This is a genomic window from Pseudoalteromonas sp. BZK2 (assembly GCF_014349195.1).
GTDB lineage: Bacteria > Pseudomonadota > Gammaproteobacteria > Enterobacterales > Alteromonadaceae > Pseudoalteromonas > Pseudoalteromonas simplex.
Genome location: NZ_JACSOG010000005.1, coordinates 140698 through 159689, shown reverse-complemented (window position 1 = coordinate 159689; position 18992 = coordinate 140698). Strand labels below are relative to the sequence as shown.

19 protein-coding genes are annotated in these 18992 nt (G+C 38.3%); 5 read left to right on the top strand and 14 right to left on the bottom strand.

The window, feature by feature from the left end; all coding sequences use genetic code 11:
• Nucleotides 1–204 precede the first annotated feature (204 nt).
• From BIZ38_RS04890 to BIZ38_RS04845, 11 genes are all read right to left on the bottom strand, one after another.
• Nucleotides 205–942, bottom strand: a complete 738-nt coding sequence (locus tag BIZ38_RS04890; protein ID WP_187489723.1) for a type II toxin-antitoxin system death-on-curing family toxin — start codon at nucleotides 940–942, stop codon at nucleotides 205–207.
• Between the two features lie 22 nt (nucleotides 943–964).
• Nucleotides 965–1375: a hypothetical protein gene (locus tag BIZ38_RS04885; RefSeq protein WP_187489722.1), complete on the bottom strand. Its 411-nt coding sequence runs from the start codon at nucleotides 1373–1375 to the stop codon at nucleotides 965–967.
• Nucleotides 1376–1765: 390 nt separating this feature from the next.
• On the bottom strand, nucleotides 1766–1951 hold the full coding sequence (locus tag BIZ38_RS04880; RefSeq protein ID WP_105180822.1) for a hypothetical protein: 186 nt from the start codon (nucleotides 1949–1951) through the stop codon (nucleotides 1766–1768).
• An 80-nt stretch (nucleotides 1952–2031) separates the two neighbouring features.
• Nucleotides 2032–3183 carry a zonular occludens toxin family protein gene (locus BIZ38_RS04875; protein ID WP_187489721.1) on the bottom strand — a complete coding sequence of 384 codons (1152 nt, stop codon included), beginning with the start codon at nucleotides 3181–3183 and terminating at the stop codon, nucleotides 2032–2034.
• Between the two features lie 4 nt (nucleotides 3184–3187).
• The gene (locus tag BIZ38_RS04870; protein WP_187489720.1) at nucleotides 3188–3514 is read right to left on the bottom strand and encodes a DUF2523 family protein; all 327 of its coding nucleotides are present in this window, start codon (nucleotides 3512–3514) and stop codon (nucleotides 3188–3190) included.
• Nucleotides 3511–5229: a collagen-like protein gene (locus BIZ38_RS04865; RefSeq protein WP_222938004.1), complete on the bottom strand. Its 1719-nt coding sequence runs from the start codon at nucleotides 5227–5229 to the stop codon at nucleotides 3511–3513. The genes BIZ38_RS04870 and BIZ38_RS04865 overlap by 4 nt, the downstream gene beginning before the upstream one ends.
• 248 nt (nucleotides 5230–5477) lie before the next feature.
• Complete coding sequence (locus BIZ38_RS21745; RefSeq protein WP_262387556.1) at nucleotides 5478–5612, bottom strand: hypothetical protein; 135 nt, start codon at nucleotides 5610–5612, stop codon at nucleotides 5478–5480.
• Between the two features lie 31 nt (nucleotides 5613–5643).
• Complete coding sequence (locus BIZ38_RS04860) at nucleotides 5644–5910, bottom strand: hypothetical protein (RefSeq protein ID WP_187489719.1); 267 nt, start codon at nucleotides 5908–5910, stop codon at nucleotides 5644–5646.
• Nucleotides 5911–5912: 2 nt separating this feature from the next.
• On the bottom strand, nucleotides 5913–6227 hold the full coding sequence (locus BIZ38_RS04855) for a hypothetical protein (RefSeq protein WP_187489718.1): 315 nt from the start codon (nucleotides 6225–6227) through the stop codon (nucleotides 5913–5915).
• A 41-nt stretch (nucleotides 6228–6268) separates the two neighbouring features.
• The gene (locus tag BIZ38_RS04850) at nucleotides 6269–8260 is read right to left on the bottom strand and encodes a replication endonuclease (protein WP_187489717.1); all 1992 of its coding nucleotides are present in this window, start codon (nucleotides 8258–8260) and stop codon (nucleotides 6269–6271) included.
• 3 nt (nucleotides 8261–8263) lie between these two features.
• Nucleotides 8264–8452 (bottom strand): hypothetical protein, encoded by a 189-nt coding sequence (locus tag BIZ38_RS04845; RefSeq protein WP_187489716.1) that lies wholly within the window; start codon nucleotides 8450–8452, stop codon nucleotides 8264–8266.
• 131 nt (nucleotides 8453–8583) lie between these two features.
• Here BIZ38_RS04845 and BIZ38_RS04840 point away from each other — a divergent pair, with 131 nt between their 5' ends.
• A complete protein-coding gene (locus tag BIZ38_RS04840) occupies nucleotides 8584–8922 on the top strand; it encodes a DUF3693 domain-containing protein (protein WP_054554905.1) in 339 nt (112 codons plus the stop codon).
• A 102-nt stretch (nucleotides 8923–9024) separates the two neighbouring features.
• On the opposite strand, the gene BIZ38_RS04835 is transcribed toward BIZ38_RS04840, so the two are convergent.
• Nucleotides 9025–9588: a YSC84-related protein gene (locus BIZ38_RS04835; protein ID WP_054553327.1), complete on the bottom strand. Its 564-nt coding sequence runs from the start codon at nucleotides 9586–9588 to the stop codon at nucleotides 9025–9027.
• Between the two features lie 134 nt (nucleotides 9589–9722).
• Between BIZ38_RS04835 and BIZ38_RS04830 the strand changes: the two genes are divergently transcribed.
• Nucleotides 9723–10934, top strand: coding sequence for a tyrosine-type recombinase/integrase (locus tag BIZ38_RS04830; protein WP_187489715.1), 1212 nt, complete (start codon nucleotides 9723–9725; stop codon nucleotides 10932–10934).
• The gene (locus BIZ38_RS04825) at nucleotides 10934–12121 is read left to right on the top strand and encodes a cation:proton antiporter (protein ID WP_187489714.1); all 1188 of its coding nucleotides are present in this window, start codon (nucleotides 10934–10936) and stop codon (nucleotides 12119–12121) included. The genes BIZ38_RS04830 and BIZ38_RS04825 overlap by 1 nt, the downstream gene beginning before the upstream one ends.
• Before the next feature lie 36 nt (nucleotides 12122–12157).
• Here BIZ38_RS04825 and BIZ38_RS04820 read toward each other — a convergent pair whose 3' ends face one another.
• Nucleotides 12158–15202: an FAD-binding and (Fe-S)-binding domain-containing protein gene (locus tag BIZ38_RS04820; RefSeq protein ID WP_187489713.1), complete on the bottom strand. Its 3045-nt coding sequence runs from the start codon at nucleotides 15200–15202 to the stop codon at nucleotides 12158–12160.
• 147 nt (nucleotides 15203–15349) lie between these two features.
• On the opposite strand from BIZ38_RS04820, the gene BIZ38_RS04815 reads away from it, so the two are divergent.
• Nucleotides 15350–15559, top strand: coding sequence for a PGPGW domain-containing protein (locus tag BIZ38_RS04815; RefSeq protein ID WP_054553331.1), 210 nt, complete (start codon nucleotides 15350–15352; stop codon nucleotides 15557–15559).
• 80 nt (nucleotides 15560–15639) lie between these two features.
• Here the strand turns inward: BIZ38_RS04815 and ppsA are convergent, their stop codons facing one another.
• Entirely contained in the window at nucleotides 15640–18015 is a 2376-nt protein-coding gene (gene ppsA, locus BIZ38_RS04810; protein WP_138617233.1) for a phosphoenolpyruvate synthase, read from the bottom strand.
• Between the two features lie 152 nt (nucleotides 18016–18167).
• On the opposite strand from ppsA, the gene BIZ38_RS04805 reads away from it, so the two are divergent.
• The gene (locus tag BIZ38_RS04805) at nucleotides 18168–18977 is read left to right on the top strand and encodes a pyruvate, water dikinase regulatory protein (RefSeq protein ID WP_054553333.1); all 810 of its coding nucleotides are present in this window, start codon (nucleotides 18168–18170) and stop codon (nucleotides 18975–18977) included.
• The last annotated feature ends 15 nt before the right edge of the window (nucleotides 18978–18992 follow it).

Genomic DNA, 18992 nt, shown 5'->3' with positions numbered 1-18992 from the left:
CTCATAAAAGATAGTAAAATAGATATAAACAAGTAAATTAACTACTAGAAACAAATTATACTTAATTACCCATAAATTACGGTACGTAAAAACTAAGAAAAGGGCGAAAAGCCCTTTTTTATTAGTTATTTACGTTTACTGTCAGCTTTGACAGGTTGGCATGGCTTGTTTTTTAAAATAATTTTAAGATGAGCCAGTAATAAACTATATTTTAGCAAGTTCACGCATTACATTATGACGAATAGTCATGAACTTACCCAATTTATCAGTAACCCCTTTTTCACCATAAAAAGAAAAACTATCTACACCATAATCAGGAGTCAATTTTAAGTTTTTCCTCAAACGTTGAATGTATTGCTTGTCATAGTCTTCTTTTCCTTTGGCACCTTTTTTAAGAATCTTTGTTACTACCTTGCCGTCTTTAAGTAACTCAATAGCTCTTCCATTATTGGTTTCATAACCAAACTCAAAGCCAAAACCATATAAAATATCTTTTAGTTCATGATATTTTAATAAATGTTCTCCCATTTTTCTCCTACGGGAGTTATATTTCAGCCAATCACTAATTATCGCTAATTCATCTAGCCGATTATCAGATAATTCATGCGCAGCTGCTTTTCTTGTAAATTCAAACATCTCATCATCAGAGGGGACAGTAACCCAATGTCCGTTATCACCTAAATAAACTAAAGTCGCCAGTAATGCAGTTCTTTTATTCCCGTTATGGAAGCAGTGGTTGTTTATTAGTGAATGAAATAAAGCAGCACCTTTGTTAAAGACTCCAACATATGCATCTTTGCCGCCAACTGTCATGAAAGGACGCTGTACTGCAGATTCTAATGTTCCTTCATTTTTTATCCCTGGAGGTGATATCGGGTCATCTTTGCCATCAAAATATGTAACTAAATAATCATGTATGAATTTTATTTGCTTAATATCCATTTATTAAATCCTATTTTAAATACTAAATAACTGTTTTTCTTGATATATCACCTATAATATCTAGCAATTGCTCCTGAAGATCAAATAAATATTTATCTTGAACTTTTGTTTCCGACTTAAGCTTTTTGTACATAGTTTCATGTTCCTTAGCTGACCATTTGTAACGATGCACAAACTGTACATCTGATGGTTTAACTTTCCCCCAAGGTGTAGTCATAACATTGTTATGGTACGAAATACTGCATTCTGCCCAAGGGCCAGTATCAGGTAAGTAACCGCGATACATTATCCAAATCAGTTTTTCGACTGGTTTACTAGCTTTGTTTGCTTTTACATATCTCCTTACTTGGCGTTCACTTACTCCGAGTTCTTTAGCCCCTTTTGCGTAGTCATATCCGAATAGCGTAACGAACTGCAATTTAAAGTTGCTCATTGTGATTTACTCCTTTTTGTTAAAATCACAATGCACACTCGGTTTCGGTGTAAGTGGTTTCGCTCCCCCCTTATTAGTATATGGGGGGAGGGTGTTTCCCTCGGCTGCTGTGCCGTCCTTAACTCAGCTTGGTTTATCAGAAGGCAATCAACTTTTATTGAAAACAGACTAGGGCAGTGAGTGCGATTGGCTACTTCACTGAATTGATACCCGACCCTAATAAACTGTATTGAAAATGGAAACGCTTTCGCGATGAAATGTGAATTTTCTGGAATGTATGACATGGCTACGCCATCCTCCAAGAACTGGAGATACAAAGGTGAGTGGTACGTGATAATTTTGTTCATTATTACGTACCGATAGAAATATTACGTAAAAAATTACGTACCACTAAATGGCCTTTTTCATACGGCCTGTTCTGACATTTCTTGCCATGAAAGGTATATGGTCTGGGTTATCAATCAGAAATTCTATCATCTGTTTAATTTCAACTTCCGATTCGTCAGGTATCCAAAGGGTTACTTTCTTTAATCCTTTAGCTTTTTGTTTCTGCTCGTATTTTTGGTTTCTAGTCATAGTGTCACCAGTGACGGAGGGTGATTAGTTAAACGCTAACCCAAGGCTTTCAACAAGTTGAAAGGCTTGGGTTTTAGCGTTTAATTGGATGTGTACAAATCATGATAAGATTCATCAGGTATTTGGTTATCAAAATATTTATCAGTCGGTTTATATCTAAATACGACCGCTAATTTAGTACCGCGATAACCTTCGATACCTAACATTGTTTTCTTTAAGCGATACCCTAGAGTTAGCAACTCCTCTCGATTGAATGTATCGAGAACTTGCTTTGCATCATTTTCAACGACAACACGCAAGTCAGCAATTCGCCCTTTATAAATTTCTTCATAAGTTATCATTGCATTGTTGTTTTGAATCATATCTCTTAAACGTTGATATGGGTCTACGCTTATTTTAGGTTTTGGAGGTTGTGTTTGTTGCTGATTAGATTCTCCAGTTGTGGGTGTTGAAGATTGATCTTCAGTTTTTGCTACTGGCCTGTTGCTCGGTTCTTTGGATTCTTGTTTAACAATTTGTGTTTCACCACTAAAAAATGAGCTTAAGAAATAAATAGCAAACGCAATGACACCTATGAAAATTGGTAAGTAAAGCATGAACTGTTTTGACTTAAATATGTTCACACGGTCATCAGAATATACATCCGTATTATCGGTCGTTAATTGGTGGCTGAGGTATGAACCAAAATATTTACTATCGTACTTTTCAGTGCCTGACTTAATTTTCTTAAATACAACATCTCCTTTTTGACCATTGATAGAGCCTTGGTACATTTCCCATTTGTACTTATTATCTAAGCCAACCATTGATAGTTTCAAAAAGGTAATCTTTCGCTCAATTCTTCGTTTCCATGTGGTATGGCAATCAGCTAAAGCTTGACCCATACACACAATATCCATACCTCGATGGCGATGCTCAGCAATAAATTGAGTCATTTCATCAGATAGCTTTTGCCTGCCACTGGGGAAAAAGTTCTGGAGTTCGTCGATAACAAGTAGACAGTCGTTTTCTACTATTTCATAAACGGTATGGACTTGTTCTTCAGTTACTTCGGTATACAGTTCTTTGAGTTCTTCAACTGTACGGCCTGTTAGTTCACTTACTTTTTCATAGTTAAAGCCGTTAAGTCGTGCGTAGACTTTACGGCCTTTTTCTAATGAAGGAATGATGTGTTTAACTAACGCTTCATAGCTTTTGCCAGAGCCTGGCAAACCTTCGTGGAAAATAATCATAGTATTACCACTGGAATAAAGTTAAGACTTTGCGGGTAAGTCTAAACGTGTAGCCTAGACCAATTATACCAAGCGCCTCAGCAAACCCTGTTACACCAAGCAAATAACTTACCTCGGGAGGAATTGCGCTAGAGAACTGTGAAATACCCGATTGTATAAATTGAGGCGGGTCTATCATGGCGAAAATATAACGAAAACCCTCAAGTACTTTTTCAAATACTTGAAGCGCTACCCACATCAAAGCGTCAAGAATAAACACTAATATTTCATAGCACCATTCTATAAAAGCTTGCCATTGCTCATAGAGCCAATCTAATAAATCGTTAATCATTCTATTGCTATCCTCCATGCAAAAAAGCCAGCGACAAGCATTAAGATAGCTCTAATCATAGGCAATATACTTTGAACAGCAGGACTGCAAAATTGGTCTATTGTTACTGTAAATGAACCTTCCATCACAGTGACAGTTTCTGACCAAGTTGGGCATGACCCACCAAATGAAGTTGTAAAGAAATTCTCAATAGCTGAGATAATTGGAAGTTGACGCATTGCTTGGTTATGTTCTTCAAGAACGGTACCGAAGTTCTCTGCTTCCCAATCAAACTCAGCTATTTCGTTATAGCCATCGGGCTTGGTTTCATAATCGATAACTGGCTTTTCACCATCATATGTCCCTATGTTTTCAAGTGATTCTGATTGCGACTTTAGTTCATCTGTTTGCTTTTTCATTTCAGATAATTGCTTATCTAAAGCGCCAATAATTCCATCTTCATCCACACCATTGACCGTTGATTCAGAACCATCTGGACATGTGACTTTTGTATCTCCATTGGATAGTGACTCAGTGGAACAGTTACCATTTGATAATTCAGATTGCGATTCTCCACATGAGATAGTTGCACCTGACATTGTCGAAACTATAGAGCAACCTTCGCCATCTTCGCCGTCCTCTCCATCAATGCCATCTGTTCCATTAATGCCATCTTTACCATCTTTACCGTTGGTTCCATTTGTTCCAGCAATACCTTGTAAACCCCTAGCCCCTTGTTCGCCTTTTTCGCCTTTATCTCCTTTCTCTCCCTTTTCGCCTTGTTCGCCTTTTTCTCCTTTCTGGCCATCAGCGCCCGCAGCACCTCTAGCACCTTGAATACCTTGTTCGCCTTTTTCTCCTTTTTCACCCTTATCACCTTTTTCGCCTTGCTCTCCCTTTTCACCTTTAAGTTCTCCAGAGGCCATAAGGTTATCTATGTCTTGTTGGCTGATAAAAGATGCTTCTATATTTGCAAGGCGTTCATGATTTACAGCTAATTGATCTGCATTTTTTTGTATACCAGTTGTATCGATAGAAATTGAAGTGGTAGGACAGTCAACGGAATATATTCCGCCATTGTTATGGACATAACAAAACTTATCTTCATCATCTTCATTATTAGATGGTAGGCCGTTGCAAGTGACAGGTTCTGCAGAATCAAAGGTAGAAGGTAATAAGTAACCGCCATTCGCATCTGTTTGTATATGGCATTGTGAGCCATCATCATTTTGATAACAAACAGTTGAATTTGCTGAACCTGAACCACCTACATAAGTATCACCAGCCGTGTTCTCTGGGCAATTATTAGGTGGCAAGTCTTTACCACACATAAGTGTGTCATCGTTAACATATATAGGAATGTCATAATCTGGAAAAGAAACGGGAGGGCATGATGGGGTATCATCAATTGAGTAATCATTATAAGCGTTGGTATTTCTTATATCAGTACAAGGGTTATTTGCATCAATATAATGACCACAATAAGAATATGAGAATCTATCCCTAAATATAGTTTCAGATTTATTGTAGGATGTAAAATCTCCGCCTAAATATCTATCATTATTAGTAATGTTTGATACGACTTGAGCAAACAAAGATTGGCATTCAGCAACAGTACTTGAAGGAGAACCGTGTGGCCCAAGGCAACCCTTGATAGTATTTTGAGCAGGTGACTTTAAATCATTCATATCAACTTCCGCCATAGCACATGATGCAAATACAGTTAGCATCATCATGCAGAACCATAGCTTGAATAGATTGAAAATAAATTTAAGTGGGTGTCTAGCTGCGAACTTTAGACCGCGGAAACACCATGATAAAAGTTTACTCGCTTTCGAAACCACGAATGACCGCAACGGCGCAAGCAATGCCAAGTGCTGCATAGTAGATACCCCAAATCATGTTAATTACTCCATTAAAAAAGCCACGCACCTGCAAAGAAACGTGGCTTGATGTGCGATTTTTGAAACAGGTTAAACGGTGATTAACGGAACCAGCCAATAACCTTGTTGTAACCCCATTTAGCTACACCCGGAGCCATTTTTAGAGCGGCTAGGCCAGTAATCGCAGCAACGATAATCGCTGCATCTACAACTGAAGTAACGTTTGTAAAATCCATAATGATTTCCTTTTAGCTTGAAAATTAAAATTTAAGTATTGTCGTTTTCTGGTCGAAACCAGTTGATTACCGTTCCATAGCCCCAAGCGACCATGTAACAAGTAATAACTATCGAAAAGCCACTTACAAAAAGCATCTGTGCTGTTTCAATAGGAATTTCGCTAGGGTCAAACAACGAGGAACCTAGCAAAAATTGTTGGTACTCGGTCGGCTCAAGCATGACAAAGCCAGTGCAGTCTTGGATTGATTGCGCGGTTGGTTTTAGTTCGCCGTACTCAAGCTGGACACAAGTAGCCATGATTATTTAGCCTTATGTTCAGCAAGGCTGTGTAATCGGAAGCCTTTCCAATCCATCTGGCGAGCAACGTTCGCACCTTCGTAATACTCGATATTCAGTAATACAGGCTTTAAGCCCCAGCCATTCGGGTCTGATTGCATTTGTTCTAATTGCTTGTAAGTGCCGTCTGTGTATTGGTCAGCAGAGACTTTTACAGACAGAATTTGTGCAGGGTTCTTTGTGTGAAGCTTAAACTCTGCGGTTGTTGGGAGTGGAGCACCTTTATCATCAGTACGGTTGATTGGTGCTAAATCCGTGATTGCGCCTTCAATATTCATAAAATTTCCTTAATGGGTGGTGTTAAATTTAAAAGTTACAGTTAATGACACAAGTCCAAGTTCGCGATTTCATCGCTCATAATGTTGCCTGCTAGTGCTTCGTAATCCATGAACAAACACATGTTTTGATAGTCCTCTAAAACACATGCTTCTAGGAATTGCATTTCTTCTTTGGTTGGCTCGAATAAGCGACCGTCGTCATGCCAGCCTTGAATCTGCTCTGATACGCCTATCATGATTTTGCGCTGAGCCTTGATGTCTGTTTCTGTCAAAATCTGTGATGTTCCGCGACGAGTGATAACAACAACGGCATCCCATGCCACGCCCAAAATACGGTTGGCTGGTTGGTCGCCGTATTTGGTGGCAAAGTAGGGCGATTGGGTTTCGCTTCGGCTAATCTCACCTGTGATTTGGTCAACAATGTCAGGTATCTGGTAATGCAGTCTTAGTGTTTGGTCTTTACGTTTAACTTGTACGCCGCCCATTGCTAAACAAAACGCTTTCCAGTCAGATGAATCAGCGGCTTGACGAACCTTTTCTAAGGCATATTTTGATACGGTATCTAGTGTGGTTTTCATTGCGTTTGCAACCTCGCATTTGCCTTGTTCGCCTTGGCCTAGTCGTCTTAGTTCTCGCCATAAACTGACAGATGGCCCGCCGATTTGTTGAAAGCGTCTAATGTTAAAAGTGCTTGCCCATGTTGATGCACGTTCGGCAGCATCAGCGGGTAGTACGTTAATTTCACCAGCTTGAGAACAAGTGACTTTATCAATGCAATCACCAGTAACAGCTTTAGTAATGTATTTAGCAATGTAACCAGCCGCAGAGCCTTTGTTTTTGTTTATAGCTATTGCTTTAAAGCGGGTTGTTTTTGATTTGAATTCGTCCGGTGTATCTTGGGTGCAAAGCTTTCTAAGTATGTTACGTACTTGAGTTGCATCACCTTTTTCCATGAATAAAAGCATGTGCCAGTGTGGGCAACCGTCATGATGTGGTTCAACAACTCTAAAACCGTAAGGTCTTAAATCTTGCTTAGCGAATAGGGCGCGTGCACGTTTCCAAATATCGTTAAAGTATTCTTGTGCTTCTTGAGGGGTTGAGCCGTTATATTTTTTGTTCGGTATGCCTGTGTGGTGTACTGAATGAAAACGACTAGGCGCTGATAAAGTATAAAACTCACCGCGATGGCCATGCATGTCGGCCAGTTCTTCGAAACCACGAATACGAACCATGAGTTCGGCAGCTTGTTGTTTGCCAGATGTATGAGAGCGTTCAATGATAGATTGCAGTGTTTCAAACTCTTCAAACGGATTTGATTCATTTGGAACAACAAATAAATCCGACATAATTTGCTCTGATTTTCGTTTTCTATCACGGCGGTTTTGGATGGTTGGCTGTGAGACATACGCACTCGCTTTTTTATGTACGAGTCTTAAATCACGCGCTAATTGTTCGATGGTTACAGCTTGGATTTTGCGAAGTTTTCTACGCCACCAAATAGGGTCTGCAAAACGGTTAAGAGCCCCAACTAATGATGTTGCTGATAGGGTTGAACAGTAAGGTGAAACGAGAACCGGTGCATCGATATTAAATGAATTTGCTAATTCTTCTAATTGAGCAAATACATGCAAGTTATGACCATTTTTAGCGATTTTAAGCTCGCAATAGCGAGCTTTTTGCTCTGCAATATCGCAAAGCTCATCATCAGAAACGGACAAATTAATGTGTCCGAACTTCAGATTTCCAAGTTTTAACGCTTCATCTGCACGCTTTAAACGGGCGTTTGCATCGGCTAAATTGCCGAATTTTTCAGCTAAAAAATAGCCCGAACTAAGCATGTGAGCAAGGTTAGAATGACGTTCAAAGATACGATTTCGCCAAGTTTGATAGTCGAAAAAACGTTCTTTCATTGGCTTAGATAAATTCTCGAAAACATCTTTTGCCGTGTTTGCAGGGTGCAAATTAGCCGTTAAATTCATTGCAGTATTTAACGGGAATACTTGAGCGTATTGGGTAGATGATAGTGCGGTCATTATCTAGTCCTTACTATCCATATATGAATCTTTAAGTGTTTCGTTAACAGCCAAAAGCGCAGCAATAATTACAAACAAGTACAGGCCGAAGAAAATGGTTAGAGTAACTGGGTCAGGAATATCGATTGAGAATGTATCGAGTAAATATTGAGATAAAGTTTGGTTTAGCTCATGTAATTTAGTGAAACTCATATCCGTATTCCTTGTTAAAATGACAAACTGTCAATCTTGAATGTTGGTAAATCTAGCATTCATTTTTGACAGTCGTCAACTTTTTATTTATCAAGAATGACAGTTATAATTAAGTAAGTGAGGAGAACGCTATGAATTTTAGTTACGAACTAATTGAAAAATATAAAGAAGTTAAAGGTTACACTCAGGACAAACAAGTTATTTCAGATTTTACTGAATTTAACTCAGGTAATATGTCTCAAATTAAAAAAGGTAACCGTCATTTAACTGCTAACCAGTGCATCGCAATGGCCAATGCTGTTGGAATGGATCAAAAAGAAGCTTTACTAAAACTTGCTATCGAAAAATCAAAATCGAAGGAAGAAGGTAAGATCTGGTCGGATATTGTAAAAAAGATTAGTGCGGCATGTGTAGCGCTAACACTTGTTGCAGGACTAGCAAATGCTCCAACTGAGGACGCTTTTGCGTAATAGCGGATAGCCCATAAATTACGTTATGTTAAATTACATGAAATAATGAAAAGTGGGAGTTAGGTTACTAACTAGCCCACTTTTAGAAAGGTTTAAAATAGCTTAATTTAGCTCAGAATCTACCCAAAACTTAGTGCCTTTAAGTACCGCTTGTAACGCAAGGCCATTTTCGGTTAAGGAATAAACAGTTACTTGGTCGGCAATTGCTTCGGCAACTAAAGCACCACCTTTATCTTCATATTTTGCTGCTGCATCTGCATTTCCACCGAATGCCCAACCATGTTCAATAAAGCGATTTACTGCTGCTTGATTATGAAAAACCATCACAACATTAAAGTCTTTAACACCTAAACCTAAGCCTAAACCTGCTTCACCCATATTCATATAAGTTGATTTACCGGTTAAGTTATTTTTTACTACACCATAACCACCGCCAAAACTGGCTAAAACAACATTTACATTGGCATTATCAAAAACCGCATAACCAGCAGAGTTAGCAATTTGTTGTTTAACATCAGGTTTTTGAGCGTAAAGCTCACTTAATGTATTGTTTTTCATGCTTTGTACTAAAGCACGTTTTTCATCGGGAGATGCACTTCCTGTTGTAGCACAACCGGTTAAAATTGTAGTGATTAAAACTAAACTAATAGCGATAAACTTTTTCATACATATTCCTTGAATATTAGTATGGCAATCTAGTTAATGTTGCAAATACTATAGATATATTAAGTCCAATACTAGACAGTATCGGACTTTATGGTAATCTTATAACTAGCTATTTTACAAGATATTACATCATTATGCTCGTTGCTCTCGTCGATACATTAAAACAACTGCGTTACCAAATTGCCCATCTTGAAGATGATACTCTTGCAACAGAATATCCAGAACTTGAACACTTTATACATCAAGTTGGATTGACTGTTGCTGAATCAAAAAATGACTTAGCTTTTGTTTATCAGTTTTTATATGTGTATGGCCGAAAATCAGAAGCCACATTTAATCGTTTTCGAAATGAGCTTGAGCGTTTTTGTTTATGGTCGTGGTTGGTTGCTGAAAAATCGGTATTTGATCTAAAACGTGAAGATATTGAAGCCTATGTTGATTTTATGGTTGAACCAGATTCAGCCTGGTTATCAAGTTCAGTGCAATGGCGTTATAAAGATGAACAAGGCATAAGACGACTAAATACAAATTGGCGCCCTTTCATCAATAAAGAAAATATTGCTAGCCAACAAACACTCGCAGCTATGTTTACAGCTTTAAATGTTTTTTATAAGTTCGCAATTTTAGAAGAAAAAACCCTTGCTAACTTTGTACCGGTTGTTAAAAAGAATAGCCCTTACTTAGTTGTGCAATCGCAAATTAAAATTCCCGATACACTTAGTGATATTCAATGGGAATATGTTTTTGGTGTTACTCGTGATTTATGTGAACAACAACCTGATTTAGAAAGAAATTTATTCACACTTGCTTGCTTAAAAGGGTTGTACTTACGAATATCTGAGTTATCCGAGCGCCCTCAGTGGTCACCCGTTATGTCACATTTTTGGCAAGATAATGATGGTTTTTGGTTTCTAAGAATTATGGGTAAAGGCAATAAATTACGTGATGTTACCTTAAGTGAAGATTTTATATCATATCTAAAACGTTATAGGCTTTACCGTGGTTTACCTGCCCTGCCCCGCGTTGATGAAGCTGAGCCGTTAGTTCATAAAATTCGTGGTAAAGGTGGAATGACTGTTCGTCAAATTCGTCGTTTGGTTCAGCAAAGTTTTGATTTAGCAAAACAATCTCTTTTAGATGACGGCTTTAAAGATGATGCGGAACAACTTGAAGCAGCCACTGCTCACTGGTTAAGGCATACTGGTGCAACACACGATGCTCAAACAAGACCGCTAAAGCATTTATCTGAAGATTTAGGTCATGCAAAAATTGCTACGACAGATCAAATTTATATTCAAACAAATATAAAAGAACGTGCAAAGTCTGGAATAAAAAGGAAAGTTTAATGGAATATACAATACTGGCGTTAGTCGGTTTAGCTTTATTATTTTACTCACTGACGATTCGTCAGCTAGAGCGAACAGAAATTACCGGGCCGATGTTTTTTGTGTTAGTCGGAATTGCAATGTCTTACTTTTTGCCGAGTGAGTTTAAGTTAGGCGAAGCCGGACTCAGTGACATTTTACCTTTGGTTGAATTAACCTTAAGTATTTTTTTATTTACCGATGCCGCTAAATCAAAACTTCCCGTATTAAAACATAGTTATCAGTACCCTAGCCTGTTACTTTTTGTAGCTTTGCCGATGACATTACTGTTAGGTGTAGCTGGTGGGTTGTTTTTCTTTTCGGAGTTATCACTTTTTCAATCTGCCTTGATCGCGATTATTTTAACACCAACGGATGCTGCGCTTAGCAAAGGAATTTTAGAATGCACATCGGTTCCAGAGAAAGTTCGCGAAGGAATAAATACGGAAAGTGGTTTGAACGATGGCCTTTGCGTACCCATCTTTCTAATTTTACTTTTATTAGCTCAAAATCCAGAAAGTGCTGTAACGACAATTGATACTTTACTTGTTTTTGCAAGAGAGTTAGGTGTTGCACTTGTTATTGCAGGCGTGTCGATGGCCGTCTTTATTCCACTTTTAAAAATAGCATTAGCACGTCATTACTTTGCAAATAATAGCAGTCCATTTTTATTGATTGGTTTAGTGATGGCTATTTTCTCTTTAACACAAAATTTCCATGGCAGTGGTTTTATTGCTGTTTTTGTTGCGGGACTTTTATTTGATTACTTAGCACCTAAAAAAATACGTTCAACATTAGTTAAAGACTCTGAGCATATCGCCGAATTTGTTGCGCTACTAATTTGGTGTTTATTCGGTTTTGTATGTGGTCACTTAATTGTGAATGATATCACTTGGCCAATTGTTTTTTATGCGTTATTAAGTGTGACGATTTTTAGAATTGTGCCGGTACTCCTTTCACTTATGTTTACTAATCTAAATTTCAAAGACAAATTTACTTTTGCGTGGTTTGGTCCTCGAGGTTTGGCGTCTATCGTTTTCACTTTAATGGTGATGGATACAGCAATTGAAAACAAAGAACAAATTGCCACAGTAACATTAACAACCATTTTATTTAGTGTGTTCATTCATGGCATGAGTACCAAGCCCATAGCAAAAAGTTACCAATAAAAAAGGCGCGTTGAGCGCCTTTTTTATTTTTACAACTTAAAGTAGCTCTGCAATTAATTGCAGTGGATGCTTTGGTTTAAATTTTTCATAGCGCTTCACTTGGCTACGACAAGAAAAGCCAGTTGCTAAAATAGTTTCAGGCTCATTACTTGAAATAATTGGTTGCCAACTCATTTCATAAAGAGCCCGTGAATTTTCTTGGTTTTGTTTTTCATGGCCGTACGTTCCTGCCATACCACAACAACCCGTACTGGTAGTTTCAAGCTGTAAATTTAGATCAGCAAAAATGGTTTGCCAAACTTTAGATGCATTCGGCATTGCTGTTGTTTCAGTACAATGACTCAACAATTTAAATGGCGAACTCGTTGTAGTGGCAAGAGTAACTTGTTTAAAGTTTTGCGTTTGAAGCCATTCATGCGCAAGCTCAACTTTAAAATCTCCACGGTTCTCTTTTAAAATTGACACATATTCATCTCGGTAACACATAACCAAAGATGCATCGAGCCCAACTAAAGGAGCATTGATTTCACTGAGTGAATTTAAAAACTCAGCAGCATTTTTTGCTGTTGTTTTAAATTCATTTAAAAACCCTTTTACATGCTGTGCTTTACCATTAGGTTTAAATGGTAATAGCATAGGTTTTTTGCCTAACGCTTTAATGACTTTAATAAAGCTTTCGACTAATTCGGCTTCGTAAAAACTCGTGAATGGATCTTGTACTATCAGTACATATTCAGCTTGTTGTTCTTTTGAAAGTGAATTAAGTAATTCAAAATTAAAATGCTGATCTTTTGAAATACGTTTAGAAAGTTGCGGTATGCTTAAACTTGGCGTATCAACATAACCAATGGTATTTTTAATTAATCCTGAAACAAGTTTTGTATTTACTATTGGATTTACCACTTTAGCAAATTTTGCCATCACCGGCGCAGTTTGTTCGATGCCTGCTACTAAATAATCTTTTGCTGGGCGCGCATAATAACTGTGGTAGAAATTTAAAAAGCGTGAACGGAATGTTGGTACATCAACTTTGATTGGGCAAGCAGTAGTACATGCTTTACAAGCTAAACACTCGTCCATTGATTCTTTTACTTCATGAGAGAAATCATAAACGCCTTTTTTCTTATCGCGACTATGTTGATAGCGCTCCCACCAAGTGATTACTTCGCCATTAACTAATTCTTTTTCGACATTGAGTAAATCAATATTTTCAGACTCTTGAAGGCGCAACCACTCGCGCATTAAACTTGCGCGACCTTTAGGTGAATAACGGCGGTCACCTGTTACTTTATAAGATGGACACATTGGTGATTTTTCATCATAGTTAAAACATAGACCATTACCATTACAGGTCATCGCGTTATTAAATTCAGTTTTAACATCGATAGAAATTTCTTTGTCGAACCAGGCACGCTTTTGATCATCAACAGAAACGAGTGAGTCTTTACTTTCAATTGGCGTACAGATTTTACCTGGGTTTACTCTATTATTTGGATCAAATGCCGCTTTGATTTTTCGAAGTTGTGTAAATAAATGCTCGCCGAAAAATTCAGGGCCATATTCACTTCGATATCCTTTTCCGTGCTCACCCCACATCAATCCGCCATATTTGGCAGTCAGTTTAACGACTTCATCTGAAATATGGCGAAGTAATTTTTCTTGCTCTGGATCACACATATCTAAAGCAGGTCGTACGTGTAATACACCGGCATCAACATGGCCAAACATACCATATTGAAGGTTGTGGTTATCGAGAAGTTCACGAAACTCGACTATAAAATCGGCTAAGTTTTCTGGTGGTACTGCAGTATCTTCAGCAAAAGCTAACGGTTTTTGACTGCCTTTTACATTTCCTAAAAGGCCCACTGACTTTTTACGCATTGCATAAATTTTTAATATATCAGCTTTGTCATTCGTTAACTGATAACCGATCACCCCATTAGTTTGTTTTTCAACACATTCATCGAGTAGCTTACAAAGAGTGTCTACTTTATCTTTAATGTCTTCAGGTGAAACCGCATTAAACTCAACCATGTTGAGCCCTTGCATATCTTTGTTTTCAACATCGGTTATTAAGTCCGATACTGAATGCCAAATGATATCTTCTCGAGCAAGGTTAAGTACTTTGCTATCGACTGTTTCTACAGAAGTTGCATTTGCTGCAACTAGAAAGGGTGAATGACGAAGTGCAGAATCAAAGCTATCGTATTTAATATTTATTAATGTTTTAAATTCAGCAATGGGCGTGATATTTAGTTTTGCTTCAGTAACTATACCTAATGAACCTTCGGAGCCAGTAATTAATCGACTCATATCAAAGGTTTGTAAATCATCAGAAAAAATATGTTCTAAATCGTAGCCGGTCAGAAAACGGTTTAAACGTGGGAATTTTTCTAAAATAGCGTCTCGATTCTCAAGGCCAATATCAAGAACTGTTTTATATAACTTACCTACTGTCGTGTTTTGTTCAGCAATTACTTTTGCTTTTTCAATAGGCATAGGGGTTGTTGACATTTCAGTGCCATCAACAAGATAAGTTGTTAGGCCTAAAACGTGATCACTTGTTTTGCCATAAACCAAAGAGCCTTGACCTGATGCATCTGTATTTATCATTCCACCGACTGTTGCACGGTTACTTGTTGATAAATCGGGCGCAAAGAAAAAACCGTAAGGACGCAAAAAGTCGTTTAATTGGTCTTTTATTACACCCGTTTGCACGCGCACCCAGTTTTCTTGGACATTGATTTCTAAAATTTCACGCATGTAGCGAGATAAATCAACAACTATACCTGGGGTTAGCGATTGACCATTAGTACCTGTACCACCTCCGCGTGGACCAAAAGTCAGTGATAAAAACGGATCACGAGAAGCAATTTGCATAGCAAGTTGTATGTCTTTTGCTGACTTTGGAAAGATGACACCTTGAGGTACCTGTTGGTAAACGCTGTTATCGGTTGATAAACTTAAACGTGTAGAAAAGCTTGCATCGGTATCACCACTAAAACCTTGTTTTTGTATTGTATCTAAGTAATTAGAAACGAGTTCTGTGGTGGCTTGTTGTTGGCTTATTGTTGCTATCATGACGGTGATAAATTAAGGCATTTTGCAAATTATATCATGCTAATAGCTAAGATAAATTGAAGATTTTACAGTTTGTAACACTCTTTTTATCGATTTCGGGGGCAATACTTTTATACTGTGTATTAAAGCAGCAAATGAGATAGTCAGATGAAAAAAATTGCATTAATCAGTTTAGGTGCCTTGTGCATGTTATTGGGTTTAGTTTTTGTTATTATTCCCGGACCGTCGCTGATCTTCTTTATTGCAGGACTTTTCTGTTTATCTTTTTACTATCCTAAAGCGCGTGATTATTTAACCTTGTGCCAAAAGGCTCTGACTAAGTCATGTGCTTATATCGATAAAAAACTTGCTCGCTGATTCCTAATTGAGCTACAAAAATGCCAGCTAAGTGCTGGCATTTTTTATATCAGAATCTTTATTTTAGTTAAATAAAGTACTTAGTCGGCTAATTTCTTAGCAAGATATAACCAAGTTTCTAATACTGTATCTGGGTTTAGAGAAACAGAATCAATGCCCTGCTCAACTAACCAAGCTGCAAAGTCTTCATGATCTGAAGGACCTTGACCACAAATACCTACGTATTTGCCTTTTGCTTTAGCAGTTTGAATAGCCATTGATAATAGTTTCTTGATTGCAGGGTTACGCTCATCAAATAGATGCGCAATTAAACCTGAGTCACGGTCAAGACCTAATGTTAACTGAGTTAAGTCGTTTGAACCGATAGAGAAACCATCGAAATACTCTAAGAACTCATCTGCAAGTAACGCGTTTGATGGTAATTCACACATCATGATTACTTTCAGACCATTTTCGCCACGTTTAAGACCATGTTCTTCAAGTAATTCAATAACGCGCTTACCTTCTTCAAGCGTACGAACAAATGGGATCATGATTTCAATATTAGTCATACCCATTTCGTTGCGAACACGTTTAATCGCTTCACACTCTAACGCGAAACAGTCACGGAAGTCTTCAGAGATATAACGTGCTGCACCACGGAAACCAATCATTGGGTTTTCTTCTTCCGGCTCATATTGCTGGCCGCCAACAAGGTTTGCATATTCGTTTGACTTAAAGTCAGACATACGAACAATGACACGCTCAGGTGCAAACGCACAACCTAGTGTTGCAATACCTTCAACAAGCTTAGAAATATAGAATTCTACAGGTGATTCATAACCTGCCATCATTTCTGAGATTTCAGCTTTTAGCTCGTCAGATTGCGCATCAAAATTAAGAAGTGCTTTAGGGTGAACACCAATCATTCGGTTGATTACGAATTCAACACGCGCAAGGCCAACACCGGCATGAGGTAAGCGAGCAAAGTCGAATGCACGATCAGGGTTACCTACGTTCATCATAACTTTCATTGGTAATTCTGGCATTTCATCAACACGTGAAGTAAGTACTTCGTAATCTAAAATACCTTCGTAGATATAACCTGTGTCACCTTCGGCACACGATACAGTTACATCTTGGCCTGCTTTAATTAAATCAGTTGCATTACCACAACCAACTACTGCAGGAATACCTAATTCACGAGCAATGATTGCCGCGTGACAAGTACGTCCACCACGGTTTGTAACAATCGCAGCGGCACGTTTCATGATTGGCTCCCAGTCTGGGTCAGTCATGTCAGTAACTAGAATGTCGCCTTGTTGTACTTTGTCCATTTCATCAATTGAATCTAGTACGCGTACAGTACCTGAACCAATCTTGTGACCAATTGCACGGCCTTCAGCAACAACTGTGCTTGTACCATTTAATTGGAAACGCTCCATAACGTTAGCGTCTTCGTTTGAACGAACTGTTTCTGGACGTGCTTGAACGATGTAAAGTTTACCGTCGTTGCCGTCTTTTGCCCACTCGATGTCCATTGGACGACCATAGTGCTTTTCAATAATAACAGCTTGCTTTGCAAGTTCTTGAACTTCAGCATCTGTGATTGAGAATTTGTTTGAAAGTGACGAATCTACGTCAACAATTTCAACTTGCTTACCATGTGATTCATCCGCTGAGTAAATCATTTGGATTGCTTTTGAACCAATGTTACGGCGAACTACCGCTGGTTTACCGTTAGCAAGAGTTGGTTTATGAACATAAAATTCATCTGGGTTTACAGCACCCTGTACAACCATTTCACCAAGACCATAGCTTGAAGTGACAAATACAACATCTTCAAAGCCAGATTCAGTATCAATACTGAACATAACACCTGAAGCTGCTTTATCTGAACGAACCATGCGTTGGATACCAGCTGATAATGCAACACCACGATGATCATAACCTTGGTGAACACGGTAAGAAATAGCGCGGTCATTAAATAGTGAGGCAAACACGTGTTTGATTGCAGTCATTACTGCATCAATACCACGTACGTTTAAAAACGTTTCTTGTTGTCCTGCGAATGAAGCGTCTGGCATGTCTTCTGCTGTAGCAGATGAGCGAACTGCAAATGAAACATCTTGTGATGCGTCGCCGTGTAGTTGGCTATATGCGTCGCGGATGGCTTGGTCTAGGTTAGGTTGGAATGGTGTATCGATAATCCATTGGCGGATTTCGGCACCGACTTTAGCGAGTGTATTTACATCATCCACATCCAATGTGTCTAAAATATCGTGGATTTTTGAGTTTAATCCAGATTGCTCTAGAAACTCATTGAATGCATCAGCGGTTGTAGCGAAACCACCTGGCACTTGAACACCAGCGTTAGCTAGGTTTGAGATCATTTCACCAAGTGAAGCGTTTTTACCGCCAACACGAGGAACATCTTGCATACCAAGCTCTTGATACCAGAGAACGTATTCTTGCACGGATCTTTCTCCATAAACAAATTGTAGTACTAACTGTGAGAGTTAAGAAAGAAAACCTTCTAAAAAGGTCGTAGTCATTCTACACTGGCAACAGACCTCACGTAAACCGTGAAGCCCCTATTTTGCAGATAAAGGTAATAAAAAGGTTAAATATGAGAACTGCATTTTATATTTCTGATGGAACAGCAATCACCTCTGAAGTCTTTGGTCATGCGACCTTATCTATGTTTCCTGTTGAGTTTAATCACAAAACAATTCCTTTTGTTGAAACAGAAAAAAAAGCAATTGAAGTTAAGAACTTAATTAATTCAACAGCGCAACGTGATGGAGAACAGCCACTCGTGTTTTTCACTTTTGTAAACCACGAGCTAAGTGAAATTATTAAATCGTCTTGCGCGGTGTGTTATGACTTTTTATCACAATACAGTGATAAAATTTCTCAAGAGTTAAAAGTTGCGCCAGTACCAAAGGTTCATAGAACGCATTCGATGCACGAGAAAAGTTATGATTTTCGTATTGATGCGGTTAACTATGCGTTGACCAATGATGATGGCGCTAACATTAAAAACTATGCTGAAGCCGACATTATTTTAGTAGGTGTTAGCAGAAGCGGTAAAACACCAACTAGTTTATACCTAGCATTACAATATGGTATCAAAGCGGCGAATTACCCGCTGACAGAAGATGATTTAGAAAGAGGCACCCTGCCTGAGTGTTTAAAAGCTTACAAACATAAACTTTTTGGTTTAACGATTGACCCTGTTCGCCTTGCCGATATTCGCCAGCGTCGTATGGCTAATTCAAAATATGCGTCTTTAAAACAGTGTCGTATCGAAGTGCGTGAAGTAGAAATGCTTTATAAAAAACAGAAGATTCAATTTTTAAATTCGACTCATCATTCAGTAGAAGAAATTTCTGCAAAGATTATATCTGATACTGGTCTTGAAAGACGTAAGTACTAACTTATTTTAGTATCG